Annotated in this window: 13 protein-coding genes; 12 read left to right on the top strand and 1 reads right to left on the bottom strand. The window is 40.8% G+C overall.

What is annotated here, in order from left to right; translation table 11 throughout:
• Positions 1-195: 195 nt before the first annotated feature.
• From ABWV72_RS11290 to ABWV72_RS11265, 6 genes are all read left to right on the top strand, one after another.
• A complete protein-coding gene (locus ABWV72_RS11290; RefSeq protein WP_353370599.1) occupies positions 196-924 on the top strand; it encodes a SapC family protein in 729 nt (242 codons plus the stop codon).
• A 21-nt stretch (positions 925-945) separates the two neighbouring features.
• Positions 946-1,980, top strand: a complete 1,035-nt coding sequence (locus ABWV72_RS11285) for a cupin-like domain-containing protein (RefSeq protein WP_342806183.1) — start codon at positions 946-948, stop codon at positions 1,978-1,980.
• Between the two features lie 24 nt (positions 1,981-2,004).
• Positions 2,005-3,489 (top strand): tryptophan halogenase family protein, encoded by a 1,485-nt coding sequence (locus ABWV72_RS11280; RefSeq protein WP_502902142.1) that lies wholly within the window; start codon positions 2,005-2,007, stop codon positions 3,487-3,489.
• 229 nt (positions 3,490-3,718) lie between these two features.
• Positions 3,719-5,050, top strand: a complete 1,332-nt coding sequence (locus ABWV72_RS11275; protein ID WP_303500083.1) for a GH1 family beta-glucosidase — start codon at positions 3,719-3,721, stop codon at positions 5,048-5,050.
• A gap of 23 nt (positions 5,051-5,073) precedes the next feature.
• A complete protein-coding gene (locus ABWV72_RS11270; RefSeq protein WP_353370676.1) occupies positions 5,074-6,600 on the top strand; it encodes an MFS transporter in 1,527 nt (508 codons plus the stop codon).
• 151 nt (positions 6,601-6,751) lie between these two features.
• Positions 6,752-7,753 (top strand): LacI family DNA-binding transcriptional regulator, encoded by a 1,002-nt coding sequence (locus ABWV72_RS11265; RefSeq protein ID WP_216049338.1) that lies wholly within the window; start codon positions 6,752-6,754, stop codon positions 7,751-7,753.
• A 134-nt stretch (positions 7,754-7,887) separates the two neighbouring features.
• Here ABWV72_RS11265 and pckA read toward each other — a convergent pair whose 3' ends face one another.
• Complete coding sequence (gene pckA, locus ABWV72_RS11260; protein ID WP_216049337.1) at positions 7,888-9,498, bottom strand: phosphoenolpyruvate carboxykinase (ATP); 1,611 nt, start codon at positions 9,496-9,498, stop codon at positions 7,888-7,890.
• Positions 9,499-9,772: 274 nt separating this feature from the next.
• On the opposite strand from pckA, the gene ABWV72_RS11255 reads away from it, so the two are divergent.
• The 6 genes from ABWV72_RS11255 (at position 9,773) to ABWV72_RS11230 (ending at position 15,774) form a co-directional block, all read left to right on the top strand.
• Positions 9,773-10,888, top strand: coding sequence for an NAD(P)/FAD-dependent oxidoreductase (locus ABWV72_RS11255; RefSeq protein WP_353370595.1), 1,116 nt, complete (start codon positions 9,773-9,775; stop codon positions 10,886-10,888).
• A 359-nt stretch (positions 10,889-11,247) separates the two neighbouring features.
• Complete coding sequence (locus ABWV72_RS11250) at positions 11,248-11,559, top strand: c-type cytochrome (protein WP_216049335.1); 312 nt, start codon at positions 11,248-11,250, stop codon at positions 11,557-11,559.
• Positions 11,560-11,755: 196 nt separating this feature from the next.
• A complete protein-coding gene (locus ABWV72_RS11245) occupies positions 11,756-12,949 on the top strand; it encodes a CaiB/BaiF CoA transferase family protein (RefSeq protein WP_216049334.1) in 1,194 nt (397 codons plus the stop codon).
• Between the two features lie 280 nt (positions 12,950-13,229).
• On the top strand, positions 13,230-13,889 hold the full coding sequence (locus tag ABWV72_RS11240; protein ID WP_216049333.1) for an isochorismatase family protein: 660 nt from the start codon (positions 13,230-13,232) through the stop codon (positions 13,887-13,889).
• Between the two features lie 17 nt (positions 13,890-13,906).
• Entirely contained in the window at positions 13,907-14,848 is a 942-nt protein-coding gene (locus tag ABWV72_RS11235; RefSeq protein WP_216049332.1) for a polysaccharide deacetylase family protein, read from the top strand.
• Positions 14,849-14,850: 2 nt separating this feature from the next.
• Positions 14,851-15,774 (top strand): polysaccharide deacetylase family protein, encoded by a 924-nt coding sequence (locus ABWV72_RS11230; RefSeq protein ID WP_216049331.1) that lies wholly within the window; start codon positions 14,851-14,853, stop codon positions 15,772-15,774.
• The last annotated feature ends 18 nt before the right edge of the window (positions 15,775-15,792 follow it).

Genomic DNA, 15,792 nt, shown 5'->3' with positions numbered 1-15,792 from the left:
CAACACCAGTGGTGTTGTTTGCCATCGTCCATAAGCCGCTGTTTATTGCGGCTTTTGTTTTTGTAAATATTTGAATAGGATTTGAAGATGTAGCACACTGACACTTCTTATTTTGTTCAATTAAATATGAATATTTTCATTTTTAATTTGCTGGTTTGAAATAACCAACGAGCAAAAAATTATTGAGGAAATACAATGGCCAAACATGTGCTTTTGAATAATGTGCAGCATAAAGATACTAAGGTGCTTGCGCATTATGCTAAAGAGTTTGCCGACGATGTAGCCAGCGTATTGGTTTTCCCACTAGAATTTGTTGAATTACAAAAAGAATATCCAATCTTTTTCCAATTAGACCAACAGACGGGTAAATATCAATGTGTTGTTATGTTTGGTTTGCAAAAAGATGAAAACCTTTTCCTAAGCGATACAACTCCTTCAGGTTGGGACGCTAACTACATACCAGCTATGATTGAACGAGGGCCTTTTTTAATCGGTTTTCAGCAACAAGATCCCCATTCAGATCCGTCTCCGGTTATACACATTGATATGCAACATCCCAAGGTGTCCACCGACAAAGGGCAGCCATTATTTCTCGAGCATGGCGGTAACAGTCCTTATTTGAATCATATCGCTACCCGATTGCAGTCTATTCACGAGGGCATGGCAATCCAAGATGCAATGTTTAATAGTTTCCTAAGTTGCGAGTTGATTGAGCCGGTTAATATCGAATTTGATTTAAACAACGGCGAAAAGTGCAAAGTATCTGGAAATTTTACGATTAATGAGGAGAAACTAAGAGCGCTGTCAGCAGAGCAACTTTTTGAGCTTAATCAATCGGGATATTTACAGTTTGCGTACGCGGCAGTGGCATCTGTTACTAATATTAGAAAATTGATTCAGCGTAAAAACGCCACATTTGCTTAATAAGCAGAGCTTAGAGTACCTATGTTAAACATCACCAAACAAACTGAAGTTATTGAAAATTGTCAGTCAGGGGAGGTGCCTAATGATATTCATCAGTATAGCCACCCTGTAGTACTTAAAGGTGTGGTTAAGCATTGGAAGCTGGTGGAAGTAGGTTTGGAATCTGCGCAAAAAAGCGTTGACTATTTAAAGTCGTTTTATAATGGTAAGTCAGTATTTGCTTACTTTGGCAATCCTGATATAGAAGGGAAGTACGCCTACAATGAAAATGCAACTGAGTTAAATTATGAGTCTAAACGGGCACAAGTAGATGAGGTGCTCGACCTTATAATGGAACATCTTTACGATCAGCGCCCACCAGGATATTACATTGCATCAAATGTTATTGATTTGAATTTCCCTGGACTTCGCGCTGACAATGATTTGCATATTCCTGTTATCCAAAAACAGCATGCGACCGAACCCCCGATACCCAGTATTTGGATTGGCAACAAGTCAATTGCTCGCTGTCACTACGATGCTTCTGACAATATTGCTTGCGTTGTCACCGGAAAACGGCGTTTTATTACTTTCCCACCGGATCAAATTGCGAACTTATATCCCGGCCCCTTAGCTCCTACACCAGGTGGCCCGGCGATTACTATGGTGGATTTGCACAATCCTGATTATGAAAAATACCCGAAAATTAAACAAGCATTAGCCCACGGACAAGTCGCGGAATTAGAACCGGGCGATGGTATCTATATTCCGAGTATGTGGTGGCATCAAGTCGAGGCGCTAAGCCCATATAATGTGTTAGTCAATTATTGGTGGAGTAATGCGGAAAAGTATATGGGGGCTGCGATGAATGTGTTGTACCACGCGATGCTAAGTCTTCGCGATAAACCGGCACATGAAAAGGCAGGTTGGAAGCATATCTTTGATTACTATATTTTTGGTGAGGGTGAGCAACCTACAGAGCATTTACCGCCTGAAGCCCATGGTTTTTTAGCGCCCATGAATGAAATGATGTCACGTCAACTTCGTGCCATGTTAATCAATAAACTAAATCGATAAATGGATCGCAAAGGTGAGCAGAAGGTGAACAGAAAAATCAAAAATGTGGTTATTGCTGGCGGTGGAACCGCTGGTTGGATAGCTGCCGCAGCATTGGCTAAACAGATGCCTTCCGTCATCAATGTGACCTTGGTGGAGTCTGAAGAAATCGGTACCGTTGGCGTCGGTGAGGCAACTATTCCGCCCATGCGAGTATTCAATAAACTGTTGGGCATTGATGAGTCTCAGTTTATGGCAGAAACGTCAGCTACCTTTAAGCTAGGCATTCAATTTGATAATTGGGGTAAGCAAGGAGATAGCTATATTCATTCATTCGGTATGACAGGTAAAGAAAGCTTTATTGCTCCATTTCATCACTTCTGGCTATACGGAAAAGAACAGGGCGTTGCAAAGGACTTTGGTAAATACTGTTTTGAATTGGAAGCTGCTAAGGCCAATAAATTTGCGCTTTCAGATAAGTCATCTATCAATTATGCATACCACTTAGATTCCAGTAAATATGCCGCTTATTTGCGTAAGTTTAGCGAATCTCGAGGAGTGAAAAGGATAGAAGGAAAAATTGCCGCAGTAAATAAAGACCCCAAAAATGGTTTTATCATTAGCTTAAAATTGGATTCAGGACAGTTAGTCGAGGGCGATTTATTTATTGATTGTACCGGCTTTCGAGGTTTGCTAATCGAGCAAGCGTTACATACGGGTTATGAAGATTGGTCGCATTGGTTACCTTGTGATAGTGCGATTGCGGTACAAACTAAGTCGGTAGGGGAAGTATCTCCAATCACTCGTTCTATTGCTCATCACAGTGGCTGGCAATGGCGGATTCCATTACAACATAGGGTTGGAAATGGCATTGTTTATTGCAGCAAGTACATGACTGATGAACAAGCTAAAGAGTATCTCTTAACGAATATTGAGGGCGAGGTTATTACCGAGCCCAGAGTGATAAAATATCGCACAGGTAGGCGTCGTAAACATTGGAATAAAAACTGTCTAGCCCTTGGTTTGGCTAGCGGTTTTGTGGAGCCTTTGGAATCAACCAGTATTCATCTCATTATGATGGGCATTATTCGCTTACTCAGGCTTTTCCCTTGTGGGGAAATATCCGATTCGGTAATTGATGAATACAATCAACAAGCCACCGACGAGATCGAAAAAATCCGCGATTTCATCGTCTTGCACTATCATGTTACTCAACGGCAAGACAGCGAATTTTGGCGACATTGTAAAAGCATGGAGGTGCCAGAGAGTCTGGCTCATCGAATACGGCTGTTTACCGATCACGCCCATGCATTTCAAGCCGATGGTGAATTGTTTAGAGTCGATTCTTGGACACAAGTTATGCTTGGTCAAGGGATTGAGCCAAAACAATACCATCCCAGTGTTCAGGGAATGCCGGTGATGGAGTTAGAAAAGTTCTTATCTTCACTGGAACAATCAATATCTAAGGCGGTTTCCCAATTACCTAGTCATCAACGTTTTATTCAACAATATTGTAGCCCACCCAATTAACGATGATGAGTTTGTAGTAAAAATCAACAAAACAGGTATTGGGGATAGAATAATTCCAGTATTTACATTTTTTTAACGTTAAGCATTGCTTTTTATTGCGAATCCAACTAACCTCTGAATGTAAGCGCTTTCATTTAGGTGGTTTTCGTTATAGTTTTCGCGCTTAACACTTTGTTGACCATCAAAAAGATACCGATTAACCATTAACAGAATTAGTAATTATCAAATCATGAGCAACCTTTCCTTACCATCTTCATCAAAATTACTGGACCATGACTTCGTGTTCGGTGTAGCAACGTCTTCTTTCCAAATTGAAGGAGCAGCGGACAGCAGATTAGAATCAATTTGGGACACTTTTTGTGCCACACCCGGTAAAATCTCCGATGCTTCTAACGGGCTGGTGGCATGTGAGCATGTTAAGTTTTGGCGCGAAGATGTGGAGTTGATTGACTCTTTAGGCGTGGATGCCTATCGATTTTCCATCTCTTGGCCTAGGGTGGTCAAAAAAGACGGTTCTCTAAACGATAAAGGGATGCAGTTTTACATTGATTTGGTGGAAGAGTTAGTTAAGCGCAACATCAAACCCTTTGTCACTTTATATCATTGGGATTTGCCTCAGCACTTAGAAGAAAAGGGTGGTTGGCTGAATCGTGAAACCGCATTTCATTTCGAGCATTACGTGAATTTAGTTGCTAAAGCTTTGGGAGACCGAGTATACGCGTACGCTACCTTAAACGAACCATTTTGTTCAGCTTACCTAGGTTATGAAAATGGTGTGCACGCACCGGGTAAAACGGGACAAGCAAACGGTAGGAAGTCAGCCCATCATTTACTGTTAGCTCACGGTCTTGGCATACGCGCATTGCGTCGAAATTGTCCCGATACTAAGGCTGGAATTGTACTTAATTTCACCCCCTGCTATCCAGAGACTCAGGTGGCTGAAGATATAAAGGCTGCGAAAATAGCCGATGATTATATTAATCAGTGGTACATGCGACCCGTTATGGAAGGGCTCTATCCAGATGTGGTTGAGCTAATTGAACCACAAAACCGACCTGATATTTTACCGGGCGATATGGACTTGATTAGCCAGCGCTTAGATTTCTTAGGAGTAAATTTTTATACCAGACTAAAATATCGCAGCGATGGCAAAGGCTGGTATGAAGAGCTTCAACCTAAAGGTGTAGTCACTACTGACATGGGGTGGGAAGTTTACCCTAAAGCACTTTCTGAGCTCTTAATATCTCTTCATCAACGTTATACACTGCCACCAGTTTACATCACTGAAAATGGTGCGGCGATGCAGGATGAAATTAAACACGGCAGAGTGAATGATCAAGACAGAATTGACTACTTTCAATCACATCTCAATGCTGTTGATGACGCCTCCCAGCAGGGTGTTGATATCGCCGGTTATTTCGCCTGGAGTTTGATGGATAACTTTGAGTGGGCAGAAGGTTACGAGAAGCGGTTTGGTATTGTGTATGTTGACTATCTTACCCAGAGTCGCACTATTAAAGACAGTGGACTTGCCTATAAACAACTGATTACTAGTAGGTAGCAAAGTAAATTATGCAAAGCGAAATAACCAAACTGCCAATAATTGAAAAAGTCGGTTACGCCATGGGGGACGCCGCCGCTAATTTAGTCTGGCGCGGGGCGCTTGCTTATTTAGCTGTTTTTTATACTGATACGTTCGGTTTGACTGCCGCAGCGGCCGCATTGTTGTTCCTCGTGGTCAGACTATCTGATGGTATAACCGATATCATTATGGGGATGATTGCCGATCGCACAGATACTCGGTGGGGCAAGTTCAGACCGTGGATTTTATTTTCTACGCCATTACTTGGCCTATTCATGGTGCTATGTTTTACCACACCAGAATGGTCAGCGAGTAACAAGCTAATCTACGCCTATGTCACTTATATCGGCTTAACACTCTGTTATACCCTCAATAATGTGCCTTATTCGGCTTTAATGGGAGTGATGACCGAATGTGATGTTGAACGGACCAGTTTATCTGCGTATCGCTTCGCCGGCGCATTCTTTGGTGGTTTGCTGGTTATGGGGTTTTTACCGTATTTCGTCGACTTATTTGGCCAAGGTAATGATGTACAGGGTTATCAATCAACGATGTATCTGTTTGCTGGAATATTGGTTGCGTTAATGGTCTTTACGTTTTTATCCACTAAAGAGCGAGTGAAACCTGTAGTCAATAACACCTCAGGGTTGAAAACTGAGCTGTGGGATCTGACTAAAAATCTGCCGTTTATTTTATTACCTTTGATGAGTATTAGTCTGTTTTTCTATTACCGTAACGTATTAACCGGTGTGATATTTGCGGTTGTTATTGCTGGGACTTGGATACTAATAAACCGCTTTCTGGCCAAACCCAGAGAGCAAATTAGCTCGACTCAACAGGATATGATTGACCTGATAACTAATAAACCTTGGTTAATCTTGTTGGGTATGGGCTTTTTAACCATGATGTTTAATGGCATCAAATACGGTGTGATTGCCTATTACTTTAAGTACGTTATTGGTGATGAATTGATGACAGGTCAATTCTTCGTAGCCCTGTTAGTGGTATCTATTTTTGGTGCATTAAGCACATCGTTTCTCGCTCGTGTTTTTGGTCGTAGAGTACTGTTTATTGGTTCATTAGTTATTGGCAGTATATTAACTATTTGCTTTTACTGGGTGCCTGAAGGAAATGTCACCTTAGTGTTTGTGCTAGGTTGTTCCGCAGAATTCTTTGCAGCTATTTTTCCTACTTTGTTCTTTTCGATGTTAGGGGATTCCGCTGATTATTCTGAATGGAAGAACGGACGAAGAGCAACGGGTTTAGTCTATTCTGCAGGAACATTTGTGCAGAAAACTGGCGGAGGGTTCGCAGGAGCACTAGTGCTGGTAGTATTGTCTAGTTATGGCTACGACGGTATGGACCAAACGACAGTTGCAGATAGCTTACCTGGTATTAAATTGTTGATGAGCTGGATACCTGGATTTTTTGGTATAGCTGCTGCAATTTTGATGTTGTTTTATCCCCTAACCGATAAACAACAGAAAAAAATTACTCTAGAACTCAAGGGGCAAAGAGCATTGGCGTAGTTTTTTCTATTCAGTAGTATCCTTGCCTGATTGCCCTAAACTTTACACACATCGGATGTTTTGTAATGCTGCATAATTATTCATTACAAGGTGGCGATTGTATAGTAGGCTAGCTATCCTCTAGTCTCAGGGCGAATATTAGCAAAAATTTATGGCAACGATTTACGAAGTAGCAAAACATGCTGGGGTGTCTTTGGCAACGGTTTCCAGAGTCATGAACGGCAATGTCAAAGTCAGACAAAGCACTAGTGACAAAGTAATGCATGCCATGAAAGAGCTTGGCTATGTGCCAAATAATTTCGCTCGTTCACTCGCATCAAATAAAGCAAATAGCATTGGTCTTTTGGTTTCTAACCTTAATAGCTCATTCTTTGGACAGATGATGAGCGGCGTGGAAACAGAGCTAAGAGCCGCTGGTAAACACGTGATTATTTCTGCCGGTCATGATGAAGAGGCGGAAGAGAAAGACGGTATTGATTTTCTGATCAGTCGTCAATGTGATGCCTTGATTGTGCACTCTGAAGCCATCTCTGATGAATATTTAATTGAGCTAAACAAAAGCAAACTCCCCATTTTAATTATGAACCGCGTCGTCGAAAGCATGCAAGATCAGTGTTTTATTGTTAATAACCAAGCTGGTGGTTATATGGCTGCACAGACTTTGTTGAAAAAAGGACATAGAGACATCGCCTACATTAGCGGTCCTACTTATAAAGAAGATACTAAGCAGCGTTTAATTGGTCACAAAAGAGCGTTGCAAGAGTATGGCGTGGTGTTTAATGAAAAACTCCATTATGTAGGTGATTATCTTGAGACCGGTGGTATCGCAGGGATGAATTATTTACTCAATTCAGGTGAACATTTTAGTGCATTAGCCTGTTCAAATGATGAAATGGCATCCGGTGCAATGAGTTGTGCTAGAGAGCATGGTTTGGTGTTACCAGAAGATTTATCCGTGATTGGTTTTGATGATGTGTTATTTGCAAAACATATGTTTCCCAAATTAACCACAATTGATAACCCAGTATTAGAAATGGGGAAAATGGCGGCTCAATGGGTTTTGAAATATGTTTATAAAGAGTCAAATAGAGAAATTCAGCGCGTTTTCGAACCCAAACTTATTGAACGTTTATCTGTTATCGAGTTGAATTAGAGAAAGGCCCTTTCTTACTGTTAATGCGGTCAACCCCAGTTATGAGTAGAAAATTAAAAGCAGCAATTTGACTTATGCAAATTGCTGCTCATTTTTACTGATCTCAAAATGTTGTTGAGCAGTTTTCGTTCACTTTATAATTTTGGTCCAGAATTAGAAATTTCCTTTCCTTCATCGTTATCAGTGAACTTCACAAAGTTCTTAGTGAACAAAGTTGCTAAATTAGTAGCCTTTTCAGTCCATTGTTCGGCTTGTTCATAAGTGTCACGAGGATCCAAAATATTGTCTTCAACATCATGTAAGTGTTTAGGTACCGACAAATTAAAGATTGGAAGTGTGTTCATTTCCGCTTGATTAATTGAACCGTCTAAAATGGCATCTATAATCGCGCGAGTAGCTTTAATGGAAATACGTTTTCCCGTGCCGTTCCAGCCAGTATTTACCAAGTATGCTTCGGCACCCACTGCGTGCATTCGTTTACGCAAAACTGCTGCGTATTTTGTTGGATGAAGACTTAAGAAAGCCGCACCAAAACAGCTCGAAAACGTTGGTGTAGGCTCCGTAATTCCTCGTTCTGTACCTGCTAATTTGGCTGTAAATCCAGACAAAAAGTAGTACTCAGCTTGTTGTGGGGTTAACTTAGCAACAGGAGGAAGCACACCAAAAGCATCAGCGGTTAAGAAGATAACTTTAGTTGCATGACCGGCTTTAGAAATAGGTTGGACAATGTTTTCTATGTGATCAATGGGATAAGAGACTCGGGTATTTTCAGTTTTTGAGTTATCGTCAAAATCGATTTTGCCATTACTGTCTACAGACACATTTTCCAACAACGCATTACGACGTATTGCAGCATAGATTTCCGGCTCTTGTTCTTTGCTCAAATTAATCGTTTTCGCATAACAACCACCTTCAAAATTGAAGATACCGTTGTCATCCCAACCATGTTCGTCATCGCCAATGAGTTTTCTGTGTGGATCTGTCGATAGTGTGGTTTTTCCTGTACCTGATAAACCGAAGAAAATTGCCACATCGTCATCTTTACCCACATTCGCGCTGCAATGCATGGAAGCAATACCTTTGAGCGGCAAAAAGTAATTCATCATTGAGAACATACCTTTTTTCATTTCGCCGCCGTACCATGTACCGCCGATAATTTGGACTTTTTCAGTGAGGTTAAAGGCGACAAAATTCTCTGAATTTAAGCCGTGTTCCTGCCACTTTTTATTCACCGTTTTAGAACCGTTCAGAACTAGAAAGTCAGGTTCAAAACCTTCAAGTTCTTGTTCTGTTGGACGTATAAACATATTCTTCACAAAGTGTGCTTGCCATGCCACTTCGGTCACAAACCGCACTTTCAAACGGGTATCTGCATTAGCACCACAAAAGGTATCCACAACAAACAGTCTTTTACTGCTTAACTGTTGAGTAACCGTTTGTTTTAGCTCTTGCCATACTTCAGTGCTAATCGGTTTGTTATCATTTGTGCCTTGATCAGACCACCATACCGTATCTTTAGTGGTGTCATCGCGAACGATGTATTTATCTTTTGGTGAGCGACCGGTAAATATACCAGTGTCGACAGACACTGCACCGAGTTCTGTTTCAATACCTTTTTCATAACCAACTAAATCACTTTTTGTCTCTTCTTCAAACAGAAACTCATAGGATGGATTATGAATAATTTCCGTGGCATCAAGAATGCCGTTGTTGTCTAAATATTTGGTTAGTTTTTCAGTATTCATGAACTATTTTTCCGTAGGGTTTTATATTTTTATTATTATTTTTGTATTTAAGCTAACTTTGTTATTAAAGTTAGACTCCCTAACACTAATGGGTCTGAAAAGGAAAAACTAGATCAACTTACTACTCATTCAAAAAAAAAAGCGATAAGTTATAACAATTCATCGAATTCTAAGCATGTAAGCGTTTTCAAAAGCTGTTCGCTGGCTGAGACTAAGAAATCTCTGTAATGTTTAACTTCCCCATCCCCTTATTTATGCGCCTAGGAGTGATTAAATGGCCGAGTCTGTAGAGTGTATTGTTGTCGGCGCTGGCGTCGTTGGCTTAGCTGTTGCACGAGAAATGGCTCAAAAAGGTGTGGAAACCATTGTCATTGAAAGTCAATCTCAAATCGGCACAGGAATTAGCTCTCGCAATAGCGAAGTAATACATGCTGGTATTTATTATCAGCCTAATTCTCTTAAAGCTCGGCTTTGTGTTCAGGGGAATAAAATGCTTTATGCGTATTGCGAGGAACGCAATATTGCCTATAAAAGATGTGGCAAACTGATTGTCGCTACATCTGAAATTCAGTTGCAAAAGCTAACTGAAATTCAACAAAACGCACGTGCCAATAATGTGTCAGATCTTGAATTTTACAGCAGACAAAAAGCCTTAGCTTTAGAGCCTGAACTTGCCTGTTACGGTGCATTGTTTTCGCCTTCAACGGGCATTATCGACAGTCATGGATTTATGTTAAATTTACAAGGTGACTTGGAAAGAGCTGGTGGCGCGGTAGCACTAGGAGCGGAATTGGGTTCAGCTAAATGTACTGATAATTCAATTCTACTGGATATTGTTGGCGACCAAAGCATACAAATTAACGCAAAGTACTTAATTAATTGCGCAGGTTTACACGCCCAGAAAATTGCTAGATGTTTTGAGGGTTTACCGCAAAGTAGCGTGCCTGCTATTCATTATGCAAAAGGAAACTATTACGCCTTGTCTGGCAAAGCGCCGTTTAGCCACCTTATTTATCCTGTTCCTGAAAGTGCTGGTTTAGGAGTGCATTCCACATTAGATTTAGGTAATTCAGTCCGTTTTGGTCCTGATGTCGAGTGGGTCAATGAATTGGATTACAAGGTCGATCCTGCTAGAGCAGATGGGTTTTATCAGCAAATTAGAAAATACTGGCCTAACCTTAAAGACGGTTCTCTAGCGCCTTCATATGCTGGAATTCGTCCTAAACTCCATGGGAAAGGTGAAGAGGCAAGAGATTTTATGATTCAGACTGAATCACAACATGGTATTGCAGGTTTAGTTAATCTGTACGGTATAGAATCACCGGGGCTGACCGCGTCGATGGCCATTGCTGCGCTGGTAGTAGATGGCGTATTAGCGAAAAACCTGTAGCCCCTCTAATCAGCCACTTAATAAAGTATGGCTTGCCATTTTCATTTCACTTTGCATATTTATATTTCAAAGTTTTTTCCTAATTAACGGGACAATCATACTAAATTTAACCACGCCTTAATCTTCTGTTTTTCTCTAATATTTTGTTTTTATTGGTTATTTTTAATTAATTTGAATGCCGTGTGCAGTTTTGATTTTAGTCAATGTAGCACCTGGTTATACAACGTATATTGAAATAACTGATTGAGGTTATTTGGTTGTTACATCCTTCATCTTACCTCATGAAAAAAAGGGTTATCCATTGTTAAATTAGAATTGATAACGAAATCCTTATTTATTGATACAGGTGAAATTTGAATATGCTCAAAATACGTTACTTTTTGATAGCGATATCAAGCATGGTTTTTGTCACGCAAACCTTTGCCGCTGATGCGTTAATATCGGTGGGTAAAACGAAATCGATGATTTGCGCTAGTTGCCATGGTAGTGCTGGTATCAGCCTCAGTCCTATTTGGCCAAATTTGGCTGGGCAAAAATCCGCTTATCTAGAAAAGCAACTTAAAGCATTCCGTAATGGTGAGCGTAAAGAACCGACGATGGCGGCAATGGCTAAAGGATTAAGCGACAAAGATATTAAAGCATTAGCAGCTTATTACGCGTCTTTAAAATAAAACCATAACAACTTGGCTTCAGATTTTTCGCTTTGCAGTGAAATTGTCCTTTTATATCAATGTTTTTAGAACTTAAGTAATTAAAACTCATCATTATTTTAGCTCATGAGTAGAATTTCTTGATATAAAAGGTATAAAGCTATAACATATGTTCATTAGGGCATTTGGCCTACCCTTTATTACAGGATTATTATTTATGTCATCAGGAAATTCATACCCACTTGAAGACCTCAAAGTCGTAGAGTTTACACATATGGTTATGGGGCCTGCTACTGGTGTGGTACTAGCAGATTTAGGTGCAGTGGTGACAAAAATAGAGCCTATTGAAGGTGATAAAACGCGCCGCCTAAAAGGTTCGGGTGCTGGTTACTTTCCCATGTATAACCGCAATAAGCGCAGTGTGTGTATAGATCTCAAATCAGCAGAAGGTAAAGAGGTTGCGTTAAACTTAATTCGCGAAGCGGATGTGTTGATTGAAAACTTCAGACCGGGTGCGATGGAAAAGCTTGGGTTTGGTTATGCAGCAATGAGTCAACTGAATCCAAGACTTATTTATTGTTCATTAAAAGGCTTTTTAACCGGCCCATATGAAAACCGTACTGCGTTGGATGAAGTGACGCAAATGATGGGCGGACTGGCTTATATGACAGGTCTTCCTGACAAGCCTATGCGGGCTGGCTCTTCTGTTATTGATATCACTGGCGGTATGTTTGGTGTTATCGGCATTCTTTCTGCTTTGCATGAACGCCATACGAGCGGTAAAGGTCGTCACGTTACTAGTTCATTATTTGAGACTACCGCATATTTTGTTGGTCAGCATATGGCCCAAGAAGTGGTGCTAGGTGAAGCTCCCCCTCCTATGTCTGTGCGCAGAAGTGCTTGGTCAATCTACGAAATTTTCAATTGTAAAAATGACGAACGTGTTTTTGTTGGGGTTGTCAGTGACACTTTGTGGAAACACTTTTGTAAAGAATTTGAACTACACGAATTTGCAGCAGACAGCAGCCTAGATAAAAACAATGATAGGGTGAAGCAGAAAGATAGAATTATTCCGGTAATCAAGGAATTGTTTAGTGGCTTAGATAAGCAAACCCTGATGGACCGTCTAGAGCGTGCGGGGATTCCCTTTGCGCCAATCAATACTCCCTCTGATTTGTTTAATGATCCGCACCTTAATAGTGGTGGATTACTACCGGTTACAACACCCCAAGGTATCGCTAACCTGCCTTCTTTACCGATTGAATTAGATGGTAAACGTACTGTTCTACATCATGATTTACCAAAAGAAGGCGAAGATACCATTCGGGTGCTAAAAGACGCCGGATACAGTGATAAACAAATAGCAGAATTAATTGATTTAAAAGTAGTAAAAGCCCTTACCACTGATTAATAAAAGTTTTCAACCTACTCCGAAATGTGGTTGTTTTAAAGGGCGTTTTAGCCCTTTTTTTTACTCTTTTTGGTTTTATGCAAACACTCTTAAGTTAGTGCTTAGTGGAGATGTTCAAGATTCATTTTTTGTGAATCATAAGAGTGTTTAAGGGGACATAAAAGTATCAATACTTACGCATAAAAGATATGCTGACATATCATTTGGTTGCGACCGAAAACGAGTCACACCCTGAGTTAGAATCAAACATATAGTTAAGTTTAGGCAAATAGGAGCGACTATGGAATTATCTGAAAAAACGGCCCGTCAGATTTTTGCGGAGGTTCAGGCTAATCCAGCCCGAAAGCGTTTTGGTTTTGGAAATAAGGCTATTTTGGTCAATATAGATTTGCAAAAGGCCTACACTCGAACCGATCTTTTTAAAACTGCCTACGAGACAGACCCGCGACAGCTTGAATATGTCAATAAACTTGCGGAAAAATTCCGTGCATTGGGTTGGCCTGTTGTTTGGACTAATGTGGCATATATGGATTCTGGTGAAGATGCTGGTATCTGGGGAACCCGCACAGATACTCCCGATAGTTTACAGAATATTAAATTTGATAGTGAGCGCTCAGAGCTTGATGACCGTTTGCAAGTCGACCGTAAAAAAGATGTTTTTTACTGTAAAAAAATGCCTTCTCCGTTTTTTGAAACTCAACTGCAAAGCCTATGCGTATGGCACCAAGTGGATACCGTTATATTAACCGGTGGTTCAACTTCTGGTTGCATCAGAGCCGCTGCGGTAGATAGTTTGTCACGCGGATATCGCACTATAGTGCCGATCGAGTGTGTTGCTGACAAACATGAGAGCTATCACTTCGCTAACCTTACCGATTTATCATTGAAATATGCTGATGTATTAGCCGTACAAGAAGTATATGACTGGTTAGAAAAATAGTAGAAGGAGTTTTTTTAATGCATACAGATCCCGGTTACTATGATTATTGGCCTTATCACAAACGTCCTAAAATCACTTGGCCAAATGGCGCTAAAGTCGCATTTTGGGTAGCACCCAATATTGAGTTTTATGAGCTAGATCCACCTGCAAATCCATCTCGTAAGGCTTGGCCGCAACCTTATCCTGCCATTGCCGGATATGGTATTCGTGATTACGGTAATCGTGTGGGTCATATGCGTCAAATGCAGCTTCTGGATAAATATGGTGTGCGCGGATCCATATCATTATCTACCGCATTATGTGATCACCATCCTGAGATTATTAGCCTGTGTAAAGAACGGGACTGGGAGTTTTTCAGTCATGGTATCTATAACACTCGTTATACTTATGGAATGAGCGTGGAGCAGGAACGAGAAATGATCCGCGACTCAATTGAAACCATCTATAAACATACCGGACAGAAATGTGCTGGTTACTTAGCCCCAGCACTATCGCACAGTGACCATACTATTGACTTGTTTGCCGAAGTGGGAACGGAATTATTTGGCGATGATGCCGGCTTTTACACTTGTGACTTATTTCATGATGATCAACCAACTCCTATCCATACTCGTTCTGGTAAAAAGTTTGTGTCAATTCCCTATTCATTAGAGATGAATGACACCATTGCTTACGTATCTAATAAAGTTACACCTCGTCAATATGGAAAAATGCTCAAAGCAAATTTTGACCGTTTGTACCAAGAAGGCGAAGAGAGTGGAACCATCATGTGTATTCCAACTCACAACTATCAAGTGAGTTGCCCACATCGTCTAAAAGCCTACGAAGAAGCCTTGGAATACATCACCGGACACAGTGATGTTTGGGTAGCTACTGGGCGCGAAATAGCAAGTTATTACATGCAGCATTGTTATGACGATAGTGTCGCTGATATAGCTGCCAAGCAAGGAGGGAAATAATCATGAGTCTAGATGATTCTTATCTTCAATATCCCAAACGACATTACGGAATGGACCACGATTTATATGATTGGTCGATGCTGACAGAGCGTAAACCTATAGTCTGGCCAAATAACAAAAAACTAGCGCTTTGGGTAAATATCAACGTCCAGTTTTTTCCTTTGAACCAAGGTGCAAACCCAGTTGCCGTGCCTGGTGGTATGAAAATGCCTTATCCAGATTTACGCCACTTTAGTTTGCGTGATTACGGTAATCGCGTCGGTATATTTCGAATCTTCAAAGCATTAGATAAATTTAATATCAAACCAACTATCGCGATTAATGGCGCCATGGTTGAACGCGCACCTTATTTGATGGATGTCATTAAAGAGCGAGGTAATGAAGTCATTGCCCATGGTTGGCAGATGGACATGTTGCATCATGGCGAAGTTTCGCCAAACGATGAAGCAAGTTGGGTTGCTAAAAGTGTGCAAACATTACGTGAGCGCTTTGAGCAACCGGTGAAAGGCTGGTTAAGTCCTGGTCGCTTGCAATCAGAAAATACCCCTGAGTTATTGCAGCAAAATGGTATCGACTACATGTGCGATTGGGTTAACGATGAGTTGCCCTATGCCTTTAGAACTGAAACTGGTCAACTCAGCAACATGCCTTTATCTAATGAACTGGATGATTTTTTTATTTTGCAAAACAATCTGCACAGTGAAGATAGCTATGTTGAGCAAATTCAAGATGCATGTGACCTGTTGTTAAGTGAAGCCGAAACACAAGGTGGGCGTCTATTAGCATTGAATATACATCCATGGATGTTGGGGCAACCCCACCGTATTGCTTGCTTCGAGAAAGTACTTGAATACATCAGTAGTAAAGATGGAGTTTGGAGTGCTAGCGCGAGTGATATTTACCAGAGCTGGCAAGCACAGCAATAATTTGTAGGGGCGTTAGAA

This window comes from Aliiglaciecola sp. NS0011-25 (assembly GCF_040370605.1).
In the GTDB taxonomy this organism is placed as follows: Bacteria; Pseudomonadota; Gammaproteobacteria; order Enterobacterales; family Alteromonadaceae; genus Aliiglaciecola; species Aliiglaciecola lipolytica_A.
Note: the sequence above shows the minus strand (reverse complement) of the source record. Positions and strands in the feature narration are given on the sequence as shown.

Excerpts from the sequence above, each read along its gene's own strand:
- ABWV72_RS11290 (WP_353370599.1), top strand. The coding sequence starts at position 196 with ATGGCCAAACATGTGCTTTTGAATAATGTGCAGCATAAAGATACTAAG.
- ABWV72_RS11285 (WP_342806183.1), top strand. The coding sequence starts at position 946 with ATGTTAAACATCACCAAACAAACTGAAGTTATTGAAAATTGTCAGTCA.
- ABWV72_RS11275 (WP_303500083.1), top strand. The coding sequence starts at position 3,719 with ATGAGCAACCTTTCCTTACCATCTTCATCAAAATTACTGGACCATGAC.
- ABWV72_RS11265 (WP_216049338.1), top strand. The coding sequence starts at position 6,752 with ATGGCAACGATTTACGAAGTAGCAAAACATGCTGGGGTGTCTTTGGCA.
- pckA (WP_216049337.1), bottom strand. The coding sequence starts at position 9,498 with ATGAATACTGAAAAACTAACCAAATATTTAGACAACAACGGCATTCTT.
- ABWV72_RS11255 (WP_353370595.1), top strand. The coding sequence starts at position 9,773 with ATGGCCGAGTCTGTAGAGTGTATTGTTGTCGGCGCTGGCGTCGTTGGC.
- ABWV72_RS11250 (WP_216049335.1), top strand. The coding sequence starts at position 11,248 with ATGCTCAAAATACGTTACTTTTTGATAGCGATATCAAGCATGGTTTTT.
- ABWV72_RS11245 (WP_216049334.1), top strand. The coding sequence starts at position 11,756 with ATGTCATCAGGAAATTCATACCCACTTGAAGACCTCAAAGTCGTAGAG.
- ABWV72_RS11240 (WP_216049333.1), top strand. The coding sequence starts at position 13,230 with ATGGAATTATCTGAAAAAACGGCCCGTCAGATTTTTGCGGAGGTTCAG.
- ABWV72_RS11235 (WP_216049332.1), top strand. The coding sequence starts at position 13,907 with ATGCATACAGATCCCGGTTACTATGATTATTGGCCTTATCACAAACGT.
- ABWV72_RS11230 (WP_216049331.1), top strand. The coding sequence starts at position 14,851 with ATGAGTCTAGATGATTCTTATCTTCAATATCCCAAACGACATTACGGA.